The sequence below is a fragment of the Sporofaciens sp. St.21A7 genome (genome assembly GCF_059728535.1).
The window spans coordinates 2,051,058-2,068,084 of record NZ_BAAGFN010000001.1; the positions used below are offsets into that span (position 1 = coordinate 2,051,058).

Sequence of the window (17,027 nt, forward strand, 5' to 3'; positions counted from 1 at the left end):
CTGCGCAGTGCTGTCTGCAAATGCACAATCCTGTCAAAAATGCTGCACGTTGTTGTCGGTATTGTTTTGCGCCTGAAATGCAAAAGGCCATGGATCCCTCATGAGACACATGGCCCATATGAAAAATTTAGTTTTTCCCCTGCCTGTCGGCCAGAACAGGAAGATGAACCAGGCCGGTGGCGACAGTCACCGCATCCACCTTCCGCATCAGGGAGCCGATCCTTTCTTCATTCCAAAAGATATCGGAGAAATCGGAGAGCTCGCACCCTACATCATGGTTAGGGATGCACAGGTAGTTCCCATATTTATGCCGTCCGGCGAGGATGTGGAAGTAAGTCCCCCGCCCATTGATCTCAGCTTCATACCATCCGTTCCCCGTGCTCAGCAGGATGATCTGCCCCGTCCAGGTCTCCTTGCGGGAACCGCTTTTCAGGATACAGGTATAATTCATGTTCCATTCCTCCTATCCGAGATTCTGGCTGCTGACAGAAGCCAGGATGACATCCGTATCGATCACTTTCTTGTCCATCTGTGCCCCCAGAGTCAGCGCGTCGGTCATCAGGTTGTCCACCAGGCGGGGGCTCCCCTGGGAGTGACTGTGGACGGCAGAAAGCGCTGCCTGGTCGATGATGGAGGCTGCGCCTCCGGCACAGGCGATCTTGTGGAGGATATACTGCGCCACTTCCGAGTCTGAGAGACCGGAAAAGTTGTAGTGTACGGTGATGCGCTGGCGCAGGGCCTCATGGACGGGCTTTTTCAGGGTGCTGTTCAGGTGGGGCTCCCCACAGAGGATGAGCGTGAAGCAGTTCAGGGAGTCATACCCGTAGTTCATGAGCATCTTGATATCCTCCAGGATGCCGGTGGAGAGGTATTGTGCCTCATCGACTGCCAGGAGGAGGGGCTGCTTCTTGTCCTTGTAGAGGTAGAGTATCTGCTCCTGTACGGCGCGGAACATCCCAGGCTTGCCGCCCCTTGGCTCTAGCCCCAGAACAGAGCAGAGCTGGCGGTAGAACTCCATGACGCTGACCGTGGAGAGGCAGATGTACTCCATATGGTAGAGGTTGGGGTTGAGGCACTTTGCGAAGCAGCGCAGGGCGAAGGATTTGCCCATGCCGGGGCGTGCGGTGAACAGCCCGATTCCCCTTGTGTCCTTGAGGTAGTCCAGCCGGGACGTCATTTCCGAGATGTCCTTTGAGAGGAACCGGTCCTTTTCTCTTGCGTTCTGTTTGTCAAAGGGATTGAAGGAAAGCCCATAGTAGGAACGGAACATCAGCTCTCACCCCCAATCCTTGAATAATCGATGGACGGCGTGTTATTGCGTTTCGTCCTGCAGTTCTCGTTTTTATCCGTAGGCCGTATGGGATAATGTTCCCCCTCATAAAGGATGAAGGCACTGGACATGTCGTCTGGCAGGAAGCGGATCTCCACTTTTGAAGAAATGAACTGCATGGGAACGTCATAGGACACCTTGTCGATGGAGACGGTAGAGTCCTTGTTCACCTTCCTGGTGATGCGGTTCAGGAAACATTCCTCCAGCCACTCCCTGGACTTAGGGCTCCGGATGGAGGAGCGTGACTGCTGGTAGCGGTCCATGGGCGTTGTGCCGATGCCGGAATGGACAGATGTATTGTAGGTGCGCATATAGTCTTTAAGCAGCCGGTTGAACTGTGCCAGCGTGGTGATGGAATCCAGATCCAGCGTATAGAGCCAAGTCTCCTTGAGCGTTCTGAACTGGCGTTCTATTTTGGCTTTGGAAGCACCATCACGAATTTTTGTGTGTAAAAGTACGGTGCCGATGGAGCCGCAGATGAGGGAAAGCTGCTCATTCGAGTAACTGCAGCCATTATCGACATAGAGCTTCGCCGGGATTCCATGGGCTGCCACAGCGTCCTTGAACACCTTCTGGAAGTTATAGGCATTATCGTTATAGAAGAGGCCGCCGCCCACCAGAAACCGGGAATGGTCATCAATAATCATGATGCAGTAGACTCTCCTGCGCTGGCCGTGCTCCGTGATATAAGGCAGGTAACAGGTATCTGCCTGCCACATCTTCCCAAAGGCGTCTTCTTCAAACGCCTTCCTGTCCCGCATGCCTGGGTTGCGTGCTGATTTCAGGTCATGTTTCTTCACGAAGCGCTGGACGGCGCAGACGCTGACTGTGGCAGGGATGAAGGCTTCTTCAACGAGGTGCCGGTGGATCTGGGTGGAGTTCAGCCGTGGGAAGGCTTCCTTGAGGCGGTAGATCTCCTCGATGGCCGTGTCCGGGAGCACCCGGGTGGAGCCCTTATCGGAACGCTCCTGCGGCATGAGGGCGTCGATGCCACCGTTCTGGTAGAGGGACACCCATTTGCTGAGGGTCTTTGGGCTGTACTGGAATACCGAGCCGTCAGGCAGGGTGAGCGGTTTTTCGGTGATACGCAGGTAGTAAGCGTTCCTGGACGCATCCGGATAAAGGCCATGGATGACCGGCGCTATGAGAGCGAGGCGGAACTGTGCCATGGCGGCTGCGTCCGAAAGTTTTTTTGGATTGTTGTCCATAAAAATGTCCTCCTTAGGTGGTTTTCCACCATTATGCAGGAGAGAAGGGAGGGAAGCCATACCCGTGGCGTGTGGCCGACGGAAAAAGGGTCAGGGGCCGAACACCTGCTGGCAGTAAAGTGTCGGGTTTTTATGGGACTGGAGGAAAGACTTTGTAAAACGGCGGACAAAGGCGGAGGCGAAATCCGAATAAGCCGGCTGCGTGAGCAGGGACTTCAGGAAGGAAAGGCCGGAAACCTCCATGGAGGAAAGCACGCCGAGCCAAACTTCCTTCTGCACCCGAAAGAGCTGCAGCCACCGGCGCAGCTGGGAAAGGGTGATGCCGAAGCGTTCGCATAGCCTTTCCACAGTGGAAAGGCGCAGGAAATACTCTGCCAGGACACGTAGAAGGAAGAACAGGCCGTAGCCGGAGTAGGGAATGATGAAGTCCGGGAGGATGGCATGGGTATGGCCACAGGTACAGATAAGGCGCATGATGCAGAGGCTGTGGCGGACCTGGGTGCCGCCTATAAAGTCCACCAGGGAGCGGTCATAGTAGGCATGGATGCGGCAGGATCCCTTTACCCCACAGCAGGGACAGGTCTGCAGTTCCGAACGGAATCCGGCCATAAAGGAATCGAACAGGATCTTTGATGAACTTTTTATACGAACCAGCTTGCAAAACAGGGAATTTTCTCTTATCATAATATATGTCGGTGGTGCTGGAGCCTCATGAGCGGGACATGATCCCGTATATGGCAGGCACACTGGTATGTGAGAGAAAGAACGAACTGTGGAAGGTGCTGTTCTTTCTCTTTTTTTTGTTCCATAAAAACTATATCGGAATGACATGGGATGGTCAAGAGGAAAACGTGCCGCCTCCTGTAGCACACTTTTATAGACAGTGTTTAAAAACTGAGATTATAATTTGACGTTTTTGTGCGGGAGATAGGAACTTTAATTTGCTGGGCTACATTACAGCGGAACGACTATATTTTCCTGCCAGTGCATGAAATGGTGCGGAAGTACAATGCGCAGATTAGGGGGATTTACAATTACTACCGTCTTGCGAGCAATGTCTCCGTATTAAATAAGTTCCATTATGTCATGGAATACAGCCTGTATAAGACCGTTGCGGCAAAATACCGTATCACAATGACAAAAGCAAAGCTCAAATATACCAAAAACAAAGAGTTTAAAGTGCCGTACAAAACACAGAAGGGTACAAAATATGCAGTCCTTTACAATGAGGGATTCCGCAGGGTGAAGTACGCCCTTGGGAGTTATGCAGACATCATACCCGAATACGAGCAGATGAACAAGCCGAAAGAACTGTTTTTCAGGTATAAGGCGAATGTCTGCGAAATGTGCGGCGCATATGTGCCAGCGGTTAAGGTGTATCAAGTAAAGAGTATGAGCGACCTTGATGTTAATACAGAATGGGGAGCGATTATGAACAAGAAGAAAGGAAGAAAACGCCCTAGAATGGACAGGGCGGCTAGGTAACATAAGGGCGTGTGCGAGGGAGATTGTGAACGAGGAAATTATTTACGCATAAGCAATTAGAAACGGCAGGGTGCAAACCTTGTCGTTTTTATGTGGATATGAAATTTTTATAGGCTTGCTTTAGTTCGCTTAACCGACTATAATAAAGAATACTTTTAGTTGATTTTGGGAGGTATCTTATGTTCGATTACATGACAGTGCAGGAAACCGCAAAATTATGGGGGATATCCGAACGGCAAGTCCAGAAATTATGCAAGGCAAACCGTATTGAGGGCGTTATCCACCTAACCCGTGTATGGCTTATCCCACGGGACACAGAAAAGCCAGCGGATATGCGTCGGAAAAATTACAAGGAGATGGAAAAATGATAGAAATCTATTATATTGAAGATGATGAAAATATTGCAACGGCTGTAAAAGCATATCTAAGCCCAAAAGGGTATGCTGTTTCTATATTTGGAACATTGGAAAGCGGAAAGAAGGCATTGGAACACCATATTCCAAGCCTTGCGCTGATTGACTGGAATATGCCAGACGGCGAGGGAAATAGCTTTTGCAGATGGATACGCTCAAGTTGGAAAGAATTGCCAGTCATTTTTCTGACTGTCCGAGATGACACTTGTGATATTATTTCTGGTTTTAGATATGGGGCAGATGATTATGTGACAAAACCTTTTGAATTAGAAGTTCTGTATTCCCGCATTTACGCATTGCTACGCAGGTCAGGAAATGTGCAGAACCAGTATCTTTCCTGCGGTTCTATTTCAATTGACAAAAACAAAACGGCAGTATTTTGTGGCGAAGAAGAAATTACTGTCAGCCAAGCAGAATACCAACTATTGCAGCTTTTGATTGAAAATAAGGGAAAAACCGTCACAAGAGAACGGCTGCTGACTCAAATCTGGGATAATAATGGGAATTATGTCAATGACAACACGTTGACCGTGGCAATGAAACGGCTTAGAGAAAAGCTCCATCATCCGTCCTGCTTAAAAACAATACGGAGCTTTGGCTACCGTATGGAGGATGAGATATGAGCAAAAAATCAAATATAAAAATAATGGTTCTGTTTGTGTTGTCGGTCAGTCTTATTGTAGCGGCAATGACTACATACCTTCTTACCCTTTACTATCGCCATGTGTGTTTTCATATATTGGGAGGATTTTGTGAAAGTATGATTGAAAATAATCCAGATTCCCGACAGGCTGTTTTGGAATTATTGAAAACACACAACTTCCATGTGACAGGCGAAAATATATTATCAAACTTTGGTTATTATCCATCGAATTTAGGGATTACGGACACGACAGCCCTTTGGATTGCCGTTTTAGCTTTTTTTGTGGGCGGCATATTATTCCTTTTCACTTTCTGTTATTGGCATAGGAAATCATATGCCCGTATCCAAACTTTGACGGGATATTTGGAAAAAATAAATACAGGAGTTCAAGGATTGGTTTTGGAATCTTCAGATGATGAATTTTCAAAACTGCAAGATGAAATATATAAGACGGTAACGGAACTTTACCAGACAAGGGAAGAAGCCCTAACAGCACGAAACAATTTTGCAGAAAATCTTTCTAATATCGCCCATCAGCTTAAAACGCCGATTACGTCTATTTCCTTAACTGTCCAGATGGCGAAAGAACATTTGGACGATATACATACCGCAGAAACGCCACAAGAGCATACCTCTATGGCGTGTAAAATGCACGCCAATATCAAGGATATAGGGCGGCAGATAAACAGGCTCATGCACTTAGAAGAAGCGTTATTGCTGTTGTCCCGCATTGATGCGGGAACGCTTGCACTTGACAGGAAACCAACAGATGTTTTTACAATCCTTTCTCTGGCATCGGACAATTTATATGAACTGTTCATGCAAAAGGGCGTTCTGATTGAAGTTCCAGAAATGGGCGAGATGAATATCAATGTGGATTTAAACTGGACGATGGAAGCGGTCATGAATTTAATGAAAAACTGCATGGAAGCAACAGGGACAGGCACTGCTGTCCATTGTTCCTATGAAAAAAATCCGCTTTATGTGCAGATACGGATATGGGACGAGGGGGAGGGATTTGCAAAAGAGGATTTACCCCACCTGTTTGAGAGGTTCTATCGTGGTGAAAACGCAAAAAATACTGGAATCGGGATAGGACTTTCCTTTTCAAAAGCAATCATAGAAATGCAGAACGGAATTATCCGTGCATTCAACCTTCCGAATGGCGGGGCTTGTTTTGAGGTTCGTTTTTATATTCGTTAAAGTAATGCGAAGCACATAAAATATGGTATGTTTGGAGCGTAGTCACTGAGATGTCACTTTCATTTGTTATAATAAAAATACTTTGAGAAATCTCAAATGCAAGGGTATACCTTTATGGCGTGAGGGACACGCCAGTAATAAGGAAATAACAAACAGGAGGATTTGACAACATGGAAATACTAAGATGTAACGGTATTGAAAAAGTATTTGGGAAAGGCGGTAATCAGGTTACTGCTTTAAATGGAATCAGCCTATCTATTGAAAAAGGCGAATTTGTCGCAATTATTGGGGCATCTGGCTCTGGAAAATCAACGCTCCTGCATATTTTGGGCAGCGTAGACAAGCCGACAAAAGGTACTGTAACAATAGACGGTGTTGACCTTGGCGGGCTAAATGCTACGGATGCCGCAATTTTCAGAAGAAGAAAGGTTGGATTGGTTTACCAGTTTTATAATCTGATTCCCACTCTTACAGCAGAGAAAAATATCCTTATGCCTATGCTGCTTGACAAAAGAAAGCCAGATTTGGATTACTTTAAAATGATTGTAAAGACATTGGGGATAGAGGATAAACTGGAAAGCCTGCCGAGCCAGCTATCTGGGGGACAGCAGCAGCGTGTCGCAATCGCAAGGTCTTTGATTTACCGCCCTGCCATCCTTTTTGCTGATGAGCCGACGGGAAACCTTGACCAAAAAAATTCCAAGGAAATAATTGACCTCTTAAAGCTGTCAAACCGAAATTTAAAACAGACGATACTCCTTATTACTCATGACGAAAAAATTGCATTGGAAGCTGACCGAATTGTGACCATCGAAGACGGACAAATTGTCAGCGACCAGAAGCGGAGGTGAGCGGCATGTGGAAGGACTACTCCAAAAGCTATATTAAAAATAACCGTGCATCCAGCATTTCAATTATGGCGGCTGCTCTTGTTGCTACCATGTTTTTGTCGCTGTTATGCAGCATAGCTTACAATTTTTGGACGTATGATGTGGAACAAATCATATTGGAGGAGGGCGACTGGCAGGGGCGCATTGTTTGTGAATCATTAAGTTCTGATGATTTATCTATGATATGTCAATTTGCGAATGTAGAAAAAGCTGTCGTTAACGAAGAATTATCCCAAAAAGGGAAAGTAGTGGCGGATGTTTATTTTAAGAATGCCAGAACGATTTATTCTGATATGCCACTAATTGCAGCACAGCTTGAGCTAAATAAAGATTCCATCCATTACAACTCATTGCTCCTGTCCCGCTATTTTATACACGACCCAGAGGATGCAACGCCGCCAATGCTTTTGACACTGTATGTTGTGATACTGATTATTGTGGCAGTATCGTTAATCTTAATTATCCGAGGCTCTTTTGAATTATCCATGAATGCCAGAATCCATCAATTTGGTATATTTTCGAGTATCGGGGCTACACCAAGGCAGATTAGAACCTGTCTGTTGCAGGAAGCGATGGCTTTAAGCATACTGCCAATGCTAATCGGAAGTATATCGGGGATTTTAATAAGCTATGGTGTTATAAAAGCGGTCAATTTTTTTGCTTCGGATGTATCTGGACGCCACGAAGCTGTTTTTCAGTATCATCCGTCTATATTTGCGGCTACGGTTTTCATTTCGTTCTTAACCGTAATTTTTTCTGCGTGGATTCCCGCAAGGAAACTGAGCAGGATGACGCCGCTTGAAGCAATCAGAAATACAAGCGGTTTATTGTTAAAGAAAAAGAAACACTCCCGGTTTTTATCTTGCATTTTTGGCATGAAAGGGGAACTTGCAGGGAACGCATTAAAAGCCCAAAAGAAACATTTACGGATATCCACATTATCATTATTGCTGTCTTTTCTGGGCTTTTCTATTATGATTTGCTTTACTACCCTTGCAGATATCAGTACCAGATATACTTATTTTGAACGGTATCAGGATGTATGGGATATTATGATAACCTTAAAGGACACGAAAATATCGGATTTCGGCTTAACAGATGATTTGCAGGATATTTCGGGGATAAAAGATGCCACAGTATATCAAAAGGCGGAAGCAATGACGTTTCTGCCAGAGGGATTACAGAGCGATGAACTGTCATCGCTTGGCGGGCTTGAATCAGTTTCGGGAACGCCGAATGAAAATGGGCAGTTTCAAGTATCTGCACCGATTGTTGTTTTGGATGACAGGGGCTTTTTAAACTTCTGTTCACAGATTGGGATTACGCCAAGCCTTGACGGCGCAATCGTATTAAATCAGATTTGGGATAGCAGAAACAGCAATTTCCGCTACAAAGAATATGTTCCATTTGTAAGGGAGGATAACCAGAAAACAATACTTTATAAAAATGATAAAACCGTAGAAATTCCTGTTTTATCCTATACACAGAAATCTCCCGCATTGAGGGAAGAATATGATAATTATGCCCTTGTACATTTTATCCCGCTTTCTATGTGGAATAAAACTTTGGGAGAGATATGTGAAGCGGAATCCGACAGTTATATCCGTATTTTTTCAAACGGAACCTCAAATCTTACGGATTTAAACACTTTGGAACAGGAAGTCGTGCAGCTTGTATCGGTAAAGTATGAAATTGAAAGTGAAAACCGAGTACAGGAAAGATTGTCTAATGACAGTTTAAGCCAAGGCATGGTAATGATTTTGGGAGCTTTTTGTGTATTGCTTGCCATTATTGGAATTGCGAATGTCTTTTCAAATACATTAGGGTTTCTCCGTCAAAGGAAGCGGGAATTCGTCCAATATATGTCCGTTGGCTTGACGCCGCAGGAAATGAGGAAAATGTTCTTTATTGAAGCGTTTGTGATTGCAGGGAAACCGCTTTTGATTACATTGCCGCTTACCGTACTGTTTGTGCAATTCGCCGTAACAGCAAGTTATTTAGACCCGATGGTATTTTGGTCGGAAGCCCCGATTCTGCCTATTTTGATATTTGCGGCTGCGATAGTATTGTTTGTTGCGCTTGCTTATTATATTGGCGGAAAGCGTCTTTTGCAGTGTGACTTGAATGAAACATTGCGGAACGATGCGTTAATTTAGCGGATAAAGTTTCGGAAAGGTTTGATTATGAAACAGACAAAGTGGGTATTGCGTCCTGTTTGCGGTAGCAAAACCCGCAACAGAATCAGAGAGGATACAGTTCTGATGAACTTTCCCCTCTATTGTCCAAAATGCAGACAGGAAACATTAATTGAAGTAAAGGATTTACGATTAACAGTCATCAAAGAGCCAGCCGCACAGCCGCAGAGCCGATGAATGGAGGGTAAGATTACCACTGTTCATTGGCTCTGTTTTATTTTGAAATATTTTTAGGAGATGTTAGTTTCATGTCTTTGCAGAAAACTATCACAGGAGGATTTAATATCGTTTTTGTCGGGCAGTAGAGAATATCCCTGCCCTCAAAATGGAAATAGAATATCATGTTGTAGGAACTAAAAACTCCTATATCCTTATGCCCGATTGGACTTATGTTCAGTCGGGTATTTTTGTTGTTCTTCGTTGCCGTTCGCCGCCTTTCCAATCTGAATTTTAGCATTTTCAAAAATTTCAGATTGGAGGAAAAAAGAATGGCATACAACAACGGACGGGAGAACAGGAAATGGCTTATCTGGAAAGAAGCCGAGGAAAAAATATTGCGGGAACATGGAGTTGACGAAACCACCATTGAAAAAATCCGCACAGACGACAGGGCAGACTTTAATTCCAACAGGAGATTTTACCATTGGACAAGCGATTTTGGCGAATACCTTGAGGGAATGGCAGACAGGGAACATAATAACGAGCTAAAGACTGTTGCTGATTTACTGGATGAAATTGAGGATGAAACTCTGTATCGGGCATTGCTTACAGTGGACAGGCGTACCCTGCAAATCATCCTGCTGAAAATGCAGGGTTATTCCACAAAGGAAAATGCTCCGCTTGTTGGATTGACAACAGGGGCTATCTATGCAAGGCTAGACCATCTGCGGAAAAAGCTGCGGAAGATTTTATAACCAGCTAATAAAGACTGCTTTTTGACGGGCTATTGGGTGGGGGATAAAAATCCCCCGCCTAATTACTAAAATTGATGAATAAAATTCCTGTCCACAGGGAATACTAAAAAGTTTACCCAAAATCTTGACACAAATATAGCCGCTATGATATTCTAAAACACTCATAGGAGAATTAGAAGTAAAACAGAAATGGAGCTGTCAGAATGACACCAGATAAAATATTGAATTACTGCCTTCAAAATCTTGAGGGAACAGTCTTAGTTGAGAGTTGGGGCGAGAAAGGGATTTTCTATAACCCAGACCATGCACTGAAGCGTGGCGTTTATATATTGACAGTTAAGGAAAAGGATGGCGATAATGACAAAGGCTCTGATTTAAACAGAGAGAACGTCTACCGTGTGAATTTGGGAATACGGAAAAGCACTTTTACGGAATTGTTTGGAACAGTCCCAAAACGTCCACCAGCGGGCGGCGTTGTAGATATGGATTACGACTTTACTGTATTGAATGAGATACTTCCCCATCCCGTCTACGCATGGATGGCGTGGATATGTGCATTGAACCCCTCTGAACAGACATTCGAGGAATTGAAACCATATATCCAAGAAGCCTATGGGTATGCAAAGGAGAAATTTAAGAAACGCAGGAAGTAATCTTGAAAATTAAATAAGAACATAGATGGAAGAATGAAATGTCAGCCAACGGACAAGGCTGACCGCCGCCGAAAGTATGCTGCCCTTTTCGGCTGGTGTATGGCAGCATGGTTTTGAATCCCAAAGCCGTTACATAGCATTGCGAATCCGAGCAGGAGAAATCTCTCCTGTCATTCGTGGTGTCGTGTAGCGGCTTTTCATTTATCCAAAAGTCAAGAAAAATCAAATCCAGAACGGAGGTGCAAGGACATAGGATTTTCTTTTCGGCGGGTAAGACAGGCATTAAGAATTTCGGCTGCACAGGAAAAATGCTCTGCGGCGTTGTCCACAGAGATAGCGAGCATCGGATTGTGTCAGCCACAATCCAATCCACAGCCTAAAGGCGTGTGGACTTCACCCAGGGGACAGCCCCTATTTACCCCGAAGAAAGAAAAATAAGACTGGAGGATTGAGGAAAATGAGCAGAGAAAAACCAGAAAAGGACATGCGGAAAGTCCCGATTACCGTCCGATTGAACGAGGAAGAACATGAAAAATTAAAGCAGTGCGCCGTCGCTTGCGGTTTGTCCGCAGCCGAATTTATGCGCCAGTTATGCAAGGGAAACGCCCCGCAGCCGAAGCCAGAGAAAGAATTTTGGGCGTTGCTGAACACACTTTATGAGGTACATTCTGCCTTTAAAAAGTGTGTTCCCTACTATCCAACCGCCGCTGAAATCTGTAAGGAGATTGAGGATTTTATCTTAGAACTGCAACAGAAATCCACTCTCCCACAACAGTTTAGCGTAGAAGAATTGACGGGACAGGGGGCGGTCTGATATGGCGGTAACGAGCCTGTGGCATGTCAAAGGGAGCATAAAAGACGTGATTGACTATATAGAAAACCCAGAAAAGACCGTGCCGAATCGGGAAATGCAGGACTTCTTTGACGTGTTCTCCTATGTGAAGAATCCGTTAAAAACAAATGAGGGCGAGTATGTTTCCGCAGTCAACTGTCTGAAAGAAACAGCATTACAGCAGATGATTTTGACGAAGAAACAGTACCAAAGACAGGCGGGTATATCGCATGGCACGGCTATCAGAGCTTCAAGCCAGACGAGGTAACGCCCGAACAATGCCACGAAATCGGATTGAAATTAGCAAGGGAAATGTGGGGCGACAAATATCAGATAATCGTTGCCACCCACCTTGACAAAGGACATCTCCACAACCATTTTTGTTTCAACTCCGTTTCTTATCTGGATGGGAGCAAATACAATTACTCAAAATCCGAGCAGAAAAGGTTGAGGGAAGTGTCCGACCGCTTATGCCGAGAGTACGGTTTATCAGTGATTGAAAACCCCAAGAAAGCCCCGTCAAGACCGTTTTATCTGGACGAAAAAAGCGGAAAGCCGACACGGTACAACGTCTATCGGGAGGATTTAAGGGAAGCAATCAACGGGAGCAGGGATTTACAGCACATGATGAAATACCTTACCGATAAAGGATATGAGGTTGATTTTTCGGGCAGCCATTGGAAAATGAAGCTGCCACAATATAAGCATTTCACAAGGTTAGACACGCTTGACGAGCGGTTGACACCCGATTTCATACGGTCATGTTTAGGCGGGACTTCCCGATACGGGAACTACAAAGCAAGGATTTCCTACTCTCCCCATATGCCAGAACAGTATAAAAACGCATGGAAACCGCATCAGAAAACCACGGGAATCTTAGCGTTATATTACTACTGGTGCTATCAGTTAGGGATATTCCCCAAAGGCACGGACTACAAGCCGACAAGCCCGCTGATGAAAGAAGAATTGCGGAAGTTAGATGAAATCACCGCACAGGTAAGGTATATGTCAAAGCATAACATCTCCACCCTCTCCGACTTACACGCCGACAGGGAGCAAAACCAGACCGAAATGAATAAACTTATCGACTACCGACAGCACTTGCGGAATAAAGTACGCCGTGTCACACCAGCCGAAAAAGAAACACTCCGAGCCGAAGAGCAGGGCGTGACGGAGCGGATAACGGAGCTTAGGAAGCGTCTGAAATATGCAGACGGGATTGAGATAGAGGACGGGAAAATCAACTGCGTTGTCACAAAGGATTTGTCAAGGCTTGGCAGGAACTATATCCTCACTGGGCAGTACACGGAGCTTTATTTCCCAAGCAAGGGCGTAAGGTACATCGCAATCCATGACGGCGTTGACACGATAAGGGAGGACAACGACATCGCCCCGTTCAAGAACATCGTCAACGAATGGCAGGCAAAGGAAACGAGCCGCAAGGTGAAAAATGCGATGAAAGCGAAATTCAAGAATGGGGAATACATCGCCCCTGTCGTGCCAATCGGCTATAAAATCAACCCTGCCGAGAAGAACAGGCTCGTCGTTGACGAGGAAACGAAGTGGATTGTGGAGAAGATTTTCGCACTTGCGGCGCACGGATACGGGGCGAACAAAATCTGCCGCACCCTTGCCGCCGAGAAAATCCCGATACCAGCATGGTGGGCGTCGCAGAAAAACGGCTACAAGGCGAATATTTTTGAGGGACAGCCAGAGGGCAAGAAATACCTCTGGAACATCGTTACCGTTAGCAAAATACTCCAGAATGAAATCTATCTGGGCAATACCGTCCACTACCAGATACAGAAACTGTCCTACAAGTCAAAGAAGAACGTCAGGCGACCGAAAGAGGACTGGATGCGGATTGAGAATACCCATGAGCCGTTAGTTGACCGTGAAACATGGGATTTAGTGCAGGGGCATATCAATTCCCGCAAACGCAGCCGAAAGGACGATGAGCCGCAGATATTCGCAGGGCTGCTCAAATGCGGCGAGTGCGGTTGGAGCTTATCGGCGGCAAACACAAAGAACAAGTCGAGGTATTACCGCTGCACGCAGTATTCCGCACATGGGAAAGAAGCGTGTTCCCTGCATTTCATCACTTACAATCTGCTCTATGCTTTTGTTCTCGGACGGTTGCAGTACTGGCTGATGGCGGTAAAGGAGAATGAGGACGCCATTCTGGAACGGCTGTTGCAGAGCAGCAAGAAACAGCGGAGAACAGAGAATGCCCGTGATGAAAAGGAGCTGAAAAAAGCGCAGAAACGCAGGCAGGAATTAAACAACCTCTTTGCGAAGATGTACGAGGACAGGGTAAAAGGGCTTCTTGATGAAGAAAACTATTCCATGCTCTCCGTCAAATACCGCACGGAGCAGCAACAGCTTGATGAAACGATAAAGACCGTATCCGCAAGGCTTGAGGATGCCAAAGCGGAAACGGACGACGCAAAACGGTGGGTGGACTTAATCCAGAAATGCAGTGCCATTGACGAGCTTACCGCTCCTCTTTTGAATGAACTGATTGAGAAAATCGCAGTCCATCAGTGGAGGAAAGACGAGAATGGCAAAAAGGTGTGGGACATTGAGATTTATTACCGTTTTGTCGGGAAGATTGATTAAATACAGGAACTATGGGGAATATGCCATTTATGGCAGTTCCCCGAAGGATTATCCTTAAGTAAAGTAAAGCGGTGACTATCTGATTCCCGATCTCAAACTTTCGGATACAACAGAATATCAGATCGGGAAGTATGGACGGATGAGAAAGCGTTTTTTAGAAGAAAACCACAGGGGCATTTATTCGTATATGCTTTTATCGGAAACTTTATGGAAGCATCTTGCGGAAATTGATGAGGAATGCAATGAGATGATGGACAGGCTTGTAAGGCAGATGGCAAAGAAAGAGGGCGTAACGGAGCAGCTTAAATCCGATGACTGGCTCTGTTGGCTCCAAAAAATGAACAGCATCAGGAGCAGGGCGGAGGAAGTTGTGCTGCACGATCTGATATATTCCCTTTAGTGTTGTTTTGGTTTTAAGTTTTGTAGCATGAGGCGCAGAAGATGTCAAGACACCGGCTCCGCCTCGCCTGCGGCGGTCTTGACATCTTCTGCGCCTCATGCTATGGGGTGGTCAAGGGGGAACAAAGTTCCCCCATTGCATTAAAAACGCCAATGGCGGTATTCTGAAAAAATCAAAATTGGGGATTGACAGGAATTAAAAAATAGCTTATTATTGACAATAAGAAGTGGGTTTTCACCGTACATCTTGCTACGGCTTGTTCGTTTCTTTTTTTATTGCCAAAATGTCATACAGATATTTCCTGCCATTTTCAGCATGGTTAATTAAAAGACGGGCATAGAAGATATTGTATCTTACAAGCACATTTTTCTCATAGACCGGGAGGGCAAAACGGACATCATACCTGTACCAGCCGTATTTTGCGTTTTTATTGTGTTTTTCCTTGCGGTTTTCTTCAAAAGCCGGGTTAGATGCTATCTGTATCAGCTCTGGTATCGCAGTAGCGGCGTTTGCCTTCGCTTTTGCATTTGCACCCATAAGGCTTTTACGGCTTTCTGATTCTGTATATTCTTCAGGAAGTTCACTTCCGATATAAATACGTTCCGCATTTTCCTCAATCTCATAATAGTCCCCGACATATCCTTCAAGATACTGCTTTACATCATCCCAGTCAATCTGACGTTTGCCCTTGAAACGGATATCGTTAATCAAGACCAGCCTTTTACCATCTGCATCGGTTATGATATTTACATTTCTACTTTCCTGCTTGCGACAAAGGCTTTCTTACAATGTTTGCACATGCGCATATTGATTATTCTAATGCTTGGGAGCCACCAATTTCAAGCTTGAGAGCCACCCAAAATCCGTCCTGATTTTAATGCTTGGGGGCCATCTATAAGATACAAGATATAGTTGTACTGAAAATATCATGGATTGTCCAGAGTAATTTTGGAATGTTCCTGAATAAAATTAAGAAATAACAAAGCAGACCTTTGGCCAGCTATGCTGATACGAAATTCCTCGAAATCTTATTTTTCCAGCATATTCTCTTTTTGAACGAAAGAAGACAGAACCTTTGATGACCGGCTCTGCCCTCTCTTTGTCTGCTAATCGAAATCACCGAGACAATCTTTTGCATAAAACTTGAACAAAGCTTAAAATAACAGCTTCAAATTAATGGCAAATAAATTTCACCTCATTTTTTCTTTCTTACTTCATTAAAAATCTGAAGCTCGGAAAGTGCCTCCATGATGGCAAGTTCTGATATCCCTTCAACAGTGGTTCCTGTTCCAGGATTAAATAATTCTTGCTGTGCATCAGCTCTGAAATCATAAGATTTTAGTTCGGCTGTATACCATGCCAGGATTTCATCCCTTAAATTGTCTGCCAGATCAAGCAATACTCGTAGATTTCGTATTTTTTGTCGAATATCATTAGGAATGGTCGGTTCGTCTAACTTTATTTTCATTAAAAACCTCCTGATAAAAGGAATAAATGTTGTGGCATCTAAAGAGTCATCAGTGTTTCCTGCTAACGGTTGATTTATCGTCTGCCACATACAAAAATAAATCTGCGTTTTTATGAGTTTAAGGACTCCATAAGTTTTCTGGCTTTTTGAGAATCGTACAGCTTTCTGAGGTTATTTTCGGTAGTCGGTATGGAATAAGAGTTATGTATGATCCGGTCCATAATAGAATCGGCCTGGGTTCCGCCGCCTAACCGTTCATGCCAGTCACAGACCTCGTATTGCCCGACAAAGATCGTCGGATTATTTCCACAACGCTGTTCTACCAACTCATATATGAATTTTGACTCTTTCTCATTGATCTTATAGTTCAGCCATTCATCTATGATCAGCACTTTATAGTTTCCCAGTTTCTTCCGGTATCGTACCTGCTCTCTGAGGTTATCTTTGTGGGCCTGAAAATGTCCCAGCATATCCGGCATTCTGATATAACACGTCCGGAGAGTCTGTTTACATGCTTCTACACCCAGGACACATGCAAGATAGGTTTTCCCGGCACCCGTCGGGCCTGCAATGATCAGGTTTGTTGCAGCACCTACGAATCCCATGGTTGCAAGATTTGCGATTTTCTCCCTACTGACCTCTCGTGCATCACAGTCTAAAGTTTCAAGGCTTGCATTGGGATACTTTAAATCTGCATTCTTTGTCAGCCTGGTGATCAGTCTGTTCTGCCGTTCTGTTATTAGAGCTGAGAGCAGATGCTAAAGCCTCTCATTG

General features: G+C 45.0%; 20 protein-coding genes and 2 pseudogenes. 15 read left to right on the plus strand and 7 right to left on the minus strand.

The genetic code is table 11. From position 1 onward, the window contains the following. Positions 1 to 127: 127 nt before the first annotated feature. The 4 genes from AC6I3O_RS10155 to AC6I3O_RS10170 all read right to left on the minus strand — a co-directional run bounded on the left by AC6I3O_RS10155 (position 128) and on the right by AC6I3O_RS10170 (position 3,222). The gene (locus AC6I3O_RS10155) at positions 128 to 451 is read right to left on the minus strand and encodes a DUF6618 family protein (RefSeq protein WP_302134599.1); all 324 of its coding nucleotides are present in this window, start codon (positions 449 to 451) and stop codon (positions 128 to 130) included. Between the two features lie 12 nt (positions 452 to 463). Then, a complete protein-coding gene (locus AC6I3O_RS10160) occupies positions 464 to 1,270 on the minus strand; it encodes an ExeA family protein (RefSeq protein ID WP_016222687.1) in 807 nt (268 codons plus the stop codon). Continuing rightward, complete coding sequence (locus AC6I3O_RS10165) at positions 1,270 to 2,538, minus strand: DDE-type integrase/transposase/recombinase (protein WP_304532923.1); 1,269 nt, start codon at positions 2,536 to 2,538, stop codon at positions 1,270 to 1,272. Before AC6I3O_RS10165 ends, AC6I3O_RS10160 begins: the two co-directional genes overlap by 1 nt. A gap of 90 nt (positions 2,539 to 2,628) precedes the next feature. Further along, positions 2,629 to 3,222 carry a DUF6431 domain-containing protein gene (locus AC6I3O_RS10170; protein ID WP_304532924.1) on the minus strand — a complete coding sequence of 198 codons (594 nt, stop codon included), beginning with the start codon at positions 3,220 to 3,222 and terminating at the stop codon, positions 2,629 to 2,631. A gap of 261 nt (positions 3,223 to 3,483) precedes the next feature. Between AC6I3O_RS10170 and AC6I3O_RS10175 the strand changes: the two are divergent. The 15 genes and pseudogenes from AC6I3O_RS10175 to AC6I3O_RS10245 form a co-directional block, all read left to right on the plus strand. Continuing rightward, positions 3,484 to 4,023, plus strand: a pseudogene (locus AC6I3O_RS10175) (group II intron reverse transcriptase/maturase); the annotation flags it as partial. Beyond that, a pseudogene (locus tag AC6I3O_RS10180) lies at positions 3,983 to 4,075 on the plus strand (TnpV protein); the annotation flags it as partial. The pseudogenes AC6I3O_RS10175 and AC6I3O_RS10180, both read left to right, overlap by 41 nt. A gap of 127 nt (positions 4,076 to 4,202) precedes the next feature. After that, positions 4,203 to 4,391, plus strand: coding sequence for a helix-turn-helix domain-containing protein (locus AC6I3O_RS10185; RefSeq protein ID WP_016320096.1), 189 nt, complete (start codon positions 4,203 to 4,205; stop codon positions 4,389 to 4,391). Next, a complete protein-coding gene (locus AC6I3O_RS10190) occupies positions 4,388 to 5,059 on the plus strand; it encodes a response regulator transcription factor (protein ID WP_497850783.1) in 672 nt (223 codons plus the stop codon). The genes AC6I3O_RS10185 and AC6I3O_RS10190 overlap by 4 nt, the downstream gene beginning before the upstream one ends. Next, complete coding sequence (locus AC6I3O_RS10195) at positions 5,056 to 6,282, plus strand: sensor histidine kinase (RefSeq protein ID WP_497850784.1); 1,227 nt, start codon at positions 5,056 to 5,058, stop codon at positions 6,280 to 6,282. Before AC6I3O_RS10190 ends, AC6I3O_RS10195 begins: the two co-directional genes overlap by 4 nt. A gap of 170 nt (positions 6,283 to 6,452) precedes the next feature. Further along, entirely contained in the window at positions 6,453 to 7,133 is a 681-nt protein-coding gene (locus AC6I3O_RS10200; protein WP_497850785.1) for an ABC transporter ATP-binding protein, read from the plus strand. A 5-nt stretch (positions 7,134 to 7,138) separates the two neighbouring features. Beyond that, positions 7,139 to 9,328 (plus strand): ABC transporter permease, encoded by a 2,190-nt coding sequence (locus tag AC6I3O_RS10205; protein WP_497850786.1) that lies wholly within the window; start codon positions 7,139 to 7,141, stop codon positions 9,326 to 9,328. 27 nt (positions 9,329 to 9,355) lie between these two features. Then, the gene (locus AC6I3O_RS10210) at positions 9,356 to 9,544 is read left to right on the plus strand and encodes a cysteine-rich KTR domain-containing protein (RefSeq protein ID WP_497850787.1); all 189 of its coding nucleotides are present in this window, start codon (positions 9,356 to 9,358) and stop codon (positions 9,542 to 9,544) included. Between the two features lie 311 nt (positions 9,545 to 9,855). Continuing rightward, entirely contained in the window at positions 9,856 to 10,281 is a 426-nt protein-coding gene (locus AC6I3O_RS10215) for a sigma-70 RNA polymerase sigma factor region 4 domain-containing protein (protein WP_497850788.1), read from the plus strand. Positions 10,282 to 10,484: 203 nt separating this feature from the next. Beyond that, complete coding sequence (locus tag AC6I3O_RS10220; RefSeq protein ID WP_497850789.1) at positions 10,485 to 10,934, plus strand: DUF6194 family protein; 450 nt, start codon at positions 10,485 to 10,487, stop codon at positions 10,932 to 10,934. 457 nt (positions 10,935 to 11,391) lie between these two features. Further along, positions 11,392 to 11,748: a plasmid mobilization protein gene (locus AC6I3O_RS10225; RefSeq protein ID WP_497850790.1), complete on the plus strand. Its 357-nt coding sequence runs from the start codon at positions 11,392 to 11,394 to the stop codon at positions 11,746 to 11,748. Between the two features lies 1 nt (position 11,749). After that, positions 11,750 to 12,034 carry a hypothetical protein gene (locus tag AC6I3O_RS10230; protein WP_497850791.1) on the plus strand — a complete coding sequence of 95 codons (285 nt, stop codon included), beginning with the start codon at positions 11,750 to 11,752 and terminating at the stop codon, positions 12,032 to 12,034. Then, positions 11,992 to 14,385 carry a relaxase/mobilization nuclease domain-containing protein gene (locus tag AC6I3O_RS10235; protein ID WP_497853445.1) on the plus strand — a complete coding sequence of 798 codons (2,394 nt, stop codon included), beginning with the start codon at positions 11,992 to 11,994 and terminating at the stop codon, positions 14,383 to 14,385. Before AC6I3O_RS10230 ends, AC6I3O_RS10235 begins: the two co-directional genes overlap by 43 nt. A gap of 82 nt (positions 14,386 to 14,467) precedes the next feature. Continuing rightward, positions 14,468 to 14,785, plus strand: a complete 318-nt coding sequence (locus AC6I3O_RS10240; protein ID WP_497853446.1) for a TnpV protein — start codon at positions 14,468 to 14,470, stop codon at positions 14,783 to 14,785. A gap of 41 nt (positions 14,786 to 14,826) precedes the next feature. Next, entirely contained in the window at positions 14,827 to 14,952 is a 126-nt protein-coding gene (locus AC6I3O_RS10245; RefSeq protein WP_497850792.1) for a hypothetical protein, read from the plus strand. Between the two features lie 82 nt (positions 14,953 to 15,034). On the opposite strand, the gene AC6I3O_RS10250 is transcribed toward AC6I3O_RS10245, so the two are convergent. The 3 genes from AC6I3O_RS10250 to AC6I3O_RS10260 all read right to left on the minus strand — a co-directional run bounded on the left by AC6I3O_RS10250 (position 15,035) and on the right by AC6I3O_RS10260 (position 17,008). Next, positions 15,035 to 15,496, minus strand: a complete 462-nt coding sequence (locus AC6I3O_RS10250) for a hypothetical protein (protein ID WP_497850793.1) — start codon at positions 15,494 to 15,496, stop codon at positions 15,035 to 15,037. Between the two features lie 484 nt (positions 15,497 to 15,980). Next, the gene (locus AC6I3O_RS10255; RefSeq protein ID WP_125128212.1) at positions 15,981 to 16,253 is read right to left on the minus strand and encodes a hypothetical protein; all 273 of its coding nucleotides are present in this window, start codon (positions 16,251 to 16,253) and stop codon (positions 15,981 to 15,983) included. A 110-nt stretch (positions 16,254 to 16,363) separates the two neighbouring features. Beyond that, positions 16,364 to 17,008: an ATP-binding protein gene (locus AC6I3O_RS10260; protein WP_497853444.1), complete on the minus strand. Its 645-nt coding sequence runs from the start codon at positions 17,006 to 17,008 to the stop codon at positions 16,364 to 16,366. Positions 17,009 to 17,027: the final 19 nt, after the last annotated feature.

Excerpts from the sequence above, each read along its gene's own strand:
- AC6I3O_RS10155 (WP_302134599.1), bottom strand. The coding sequence starts at position 451 with ATGAATTATACCTGTATCCTGAAAAGCGGTTCCCGCAAGGAGACCTGG.
- AC6I3O_RS10160 (WP_016222687.1), bottom strand. The coding sequence starts at position 1,270 with ATGTTCCGTTCCTACTATGGGCTTTCCTTCAATCCCTTTGACAAACAG.
- AC6I3O_RS10165 (WP_304532923.1), bottom strand. The coding sequence starts at position 2,538 with ATGGACAACAATCCAAAAAAACTTTCGGACGCAGCCGCCATGGCACAG.
- AC6I3O_RS10170 (WP_304532924.1), bottom strand. The coding sequence starts at position 3,222 with ATGATAAGAGAAAATTCCCTGTTTTGCAAGCTGGTTCGTATAAAAAGT.
- AC6I3O_RS10185 (WP_016320096.1), top strand. The coding sequence starts at position 4,203 with ATGTTCGATTACATGACAGTGCAGGAAACCGCAAAATTATGGGGGATA.
- AC6I3O_RS10190 (WP_497850783.1), top strand. The coding sequence starts at position 4,388 with ATGATAGAAATCTATTATATTGAAGATGATGAAAATATTGCAACGGCT.
- AC6I3O_RS10195 (WP_497850784.1), top strand. The coding sequence starts at position 5,056 with ATGAGCAAAAAATCAAATATAAAAATAATGGTTCTGTTTGTGTTGTCG.
- AC6I3O_RS10200 (WP_497850785.1), top strand. The coding sequence starts at position 6,453 with ATGGAAATACTAAGATGTAACGGTATTGAAAAAGTATTTGGGAAAGGC.
- AC6I3O_RS10205 (WP_497850786.1), top strand. The coding sequence starts at position 7,139 with ATGTGGAAGGACTACTCCAAAAGCTATATTAAAAATAACCGTGCATCC.
- AC6I3O_RS10210 (WP_497850787.1), top strand. The coding sequence starts at position 9,356 with ATGAAACAGACAAAGTGGGTATTGCGTCCTGTTTGCGGTAGCAAAACC.
- AC6I3O_RS10215 (WP_497850788.1), top strand. The coding sequence starts at position 9,856 with ATGGCATACAACAACGGACGGGAGAACAGGAAATGGCTTATCTGGAAA.
- AC6I3O_RS10220 (WP_497850789.1), top strand. The coding sequence starts at position 10,485 with ATGACACCAGATAAAATATTGAATTACTGCCTTCAAAATCTTGAGGGA.
- AC6I3O_RS10225 (WP_497850790.1), top strand. The coding sequence starts at position 11,392 with ATGAGCAGAGAAAAACCAGAAAAGGACATGCGGAAAGTCCCGATTACC.
- AC6I3O_RS10230 (WP_497850791.1), top strand. The coding sequence starts at position 11,750 with ATGGCGGTAACGAGCCTGTGGCATGTCAAAGGGAGCATAAAAGACGTG.
- AC6I3O_RS10245 (WP_497850792.1), top strand. The coding sequence starts at position 14,827 with ATGTCAAGACACCGGCTCCGCCTCGCCTGCGGCGGTCTTGACATCTTC.
- AC6I3O_RS10255 (WP_125128212.1), bottom strand. The coding sequence starts at position 16,253 with ATGAAAATAAAGTTAGACGAACCGACCATTCCTAATGATATTCGACAA.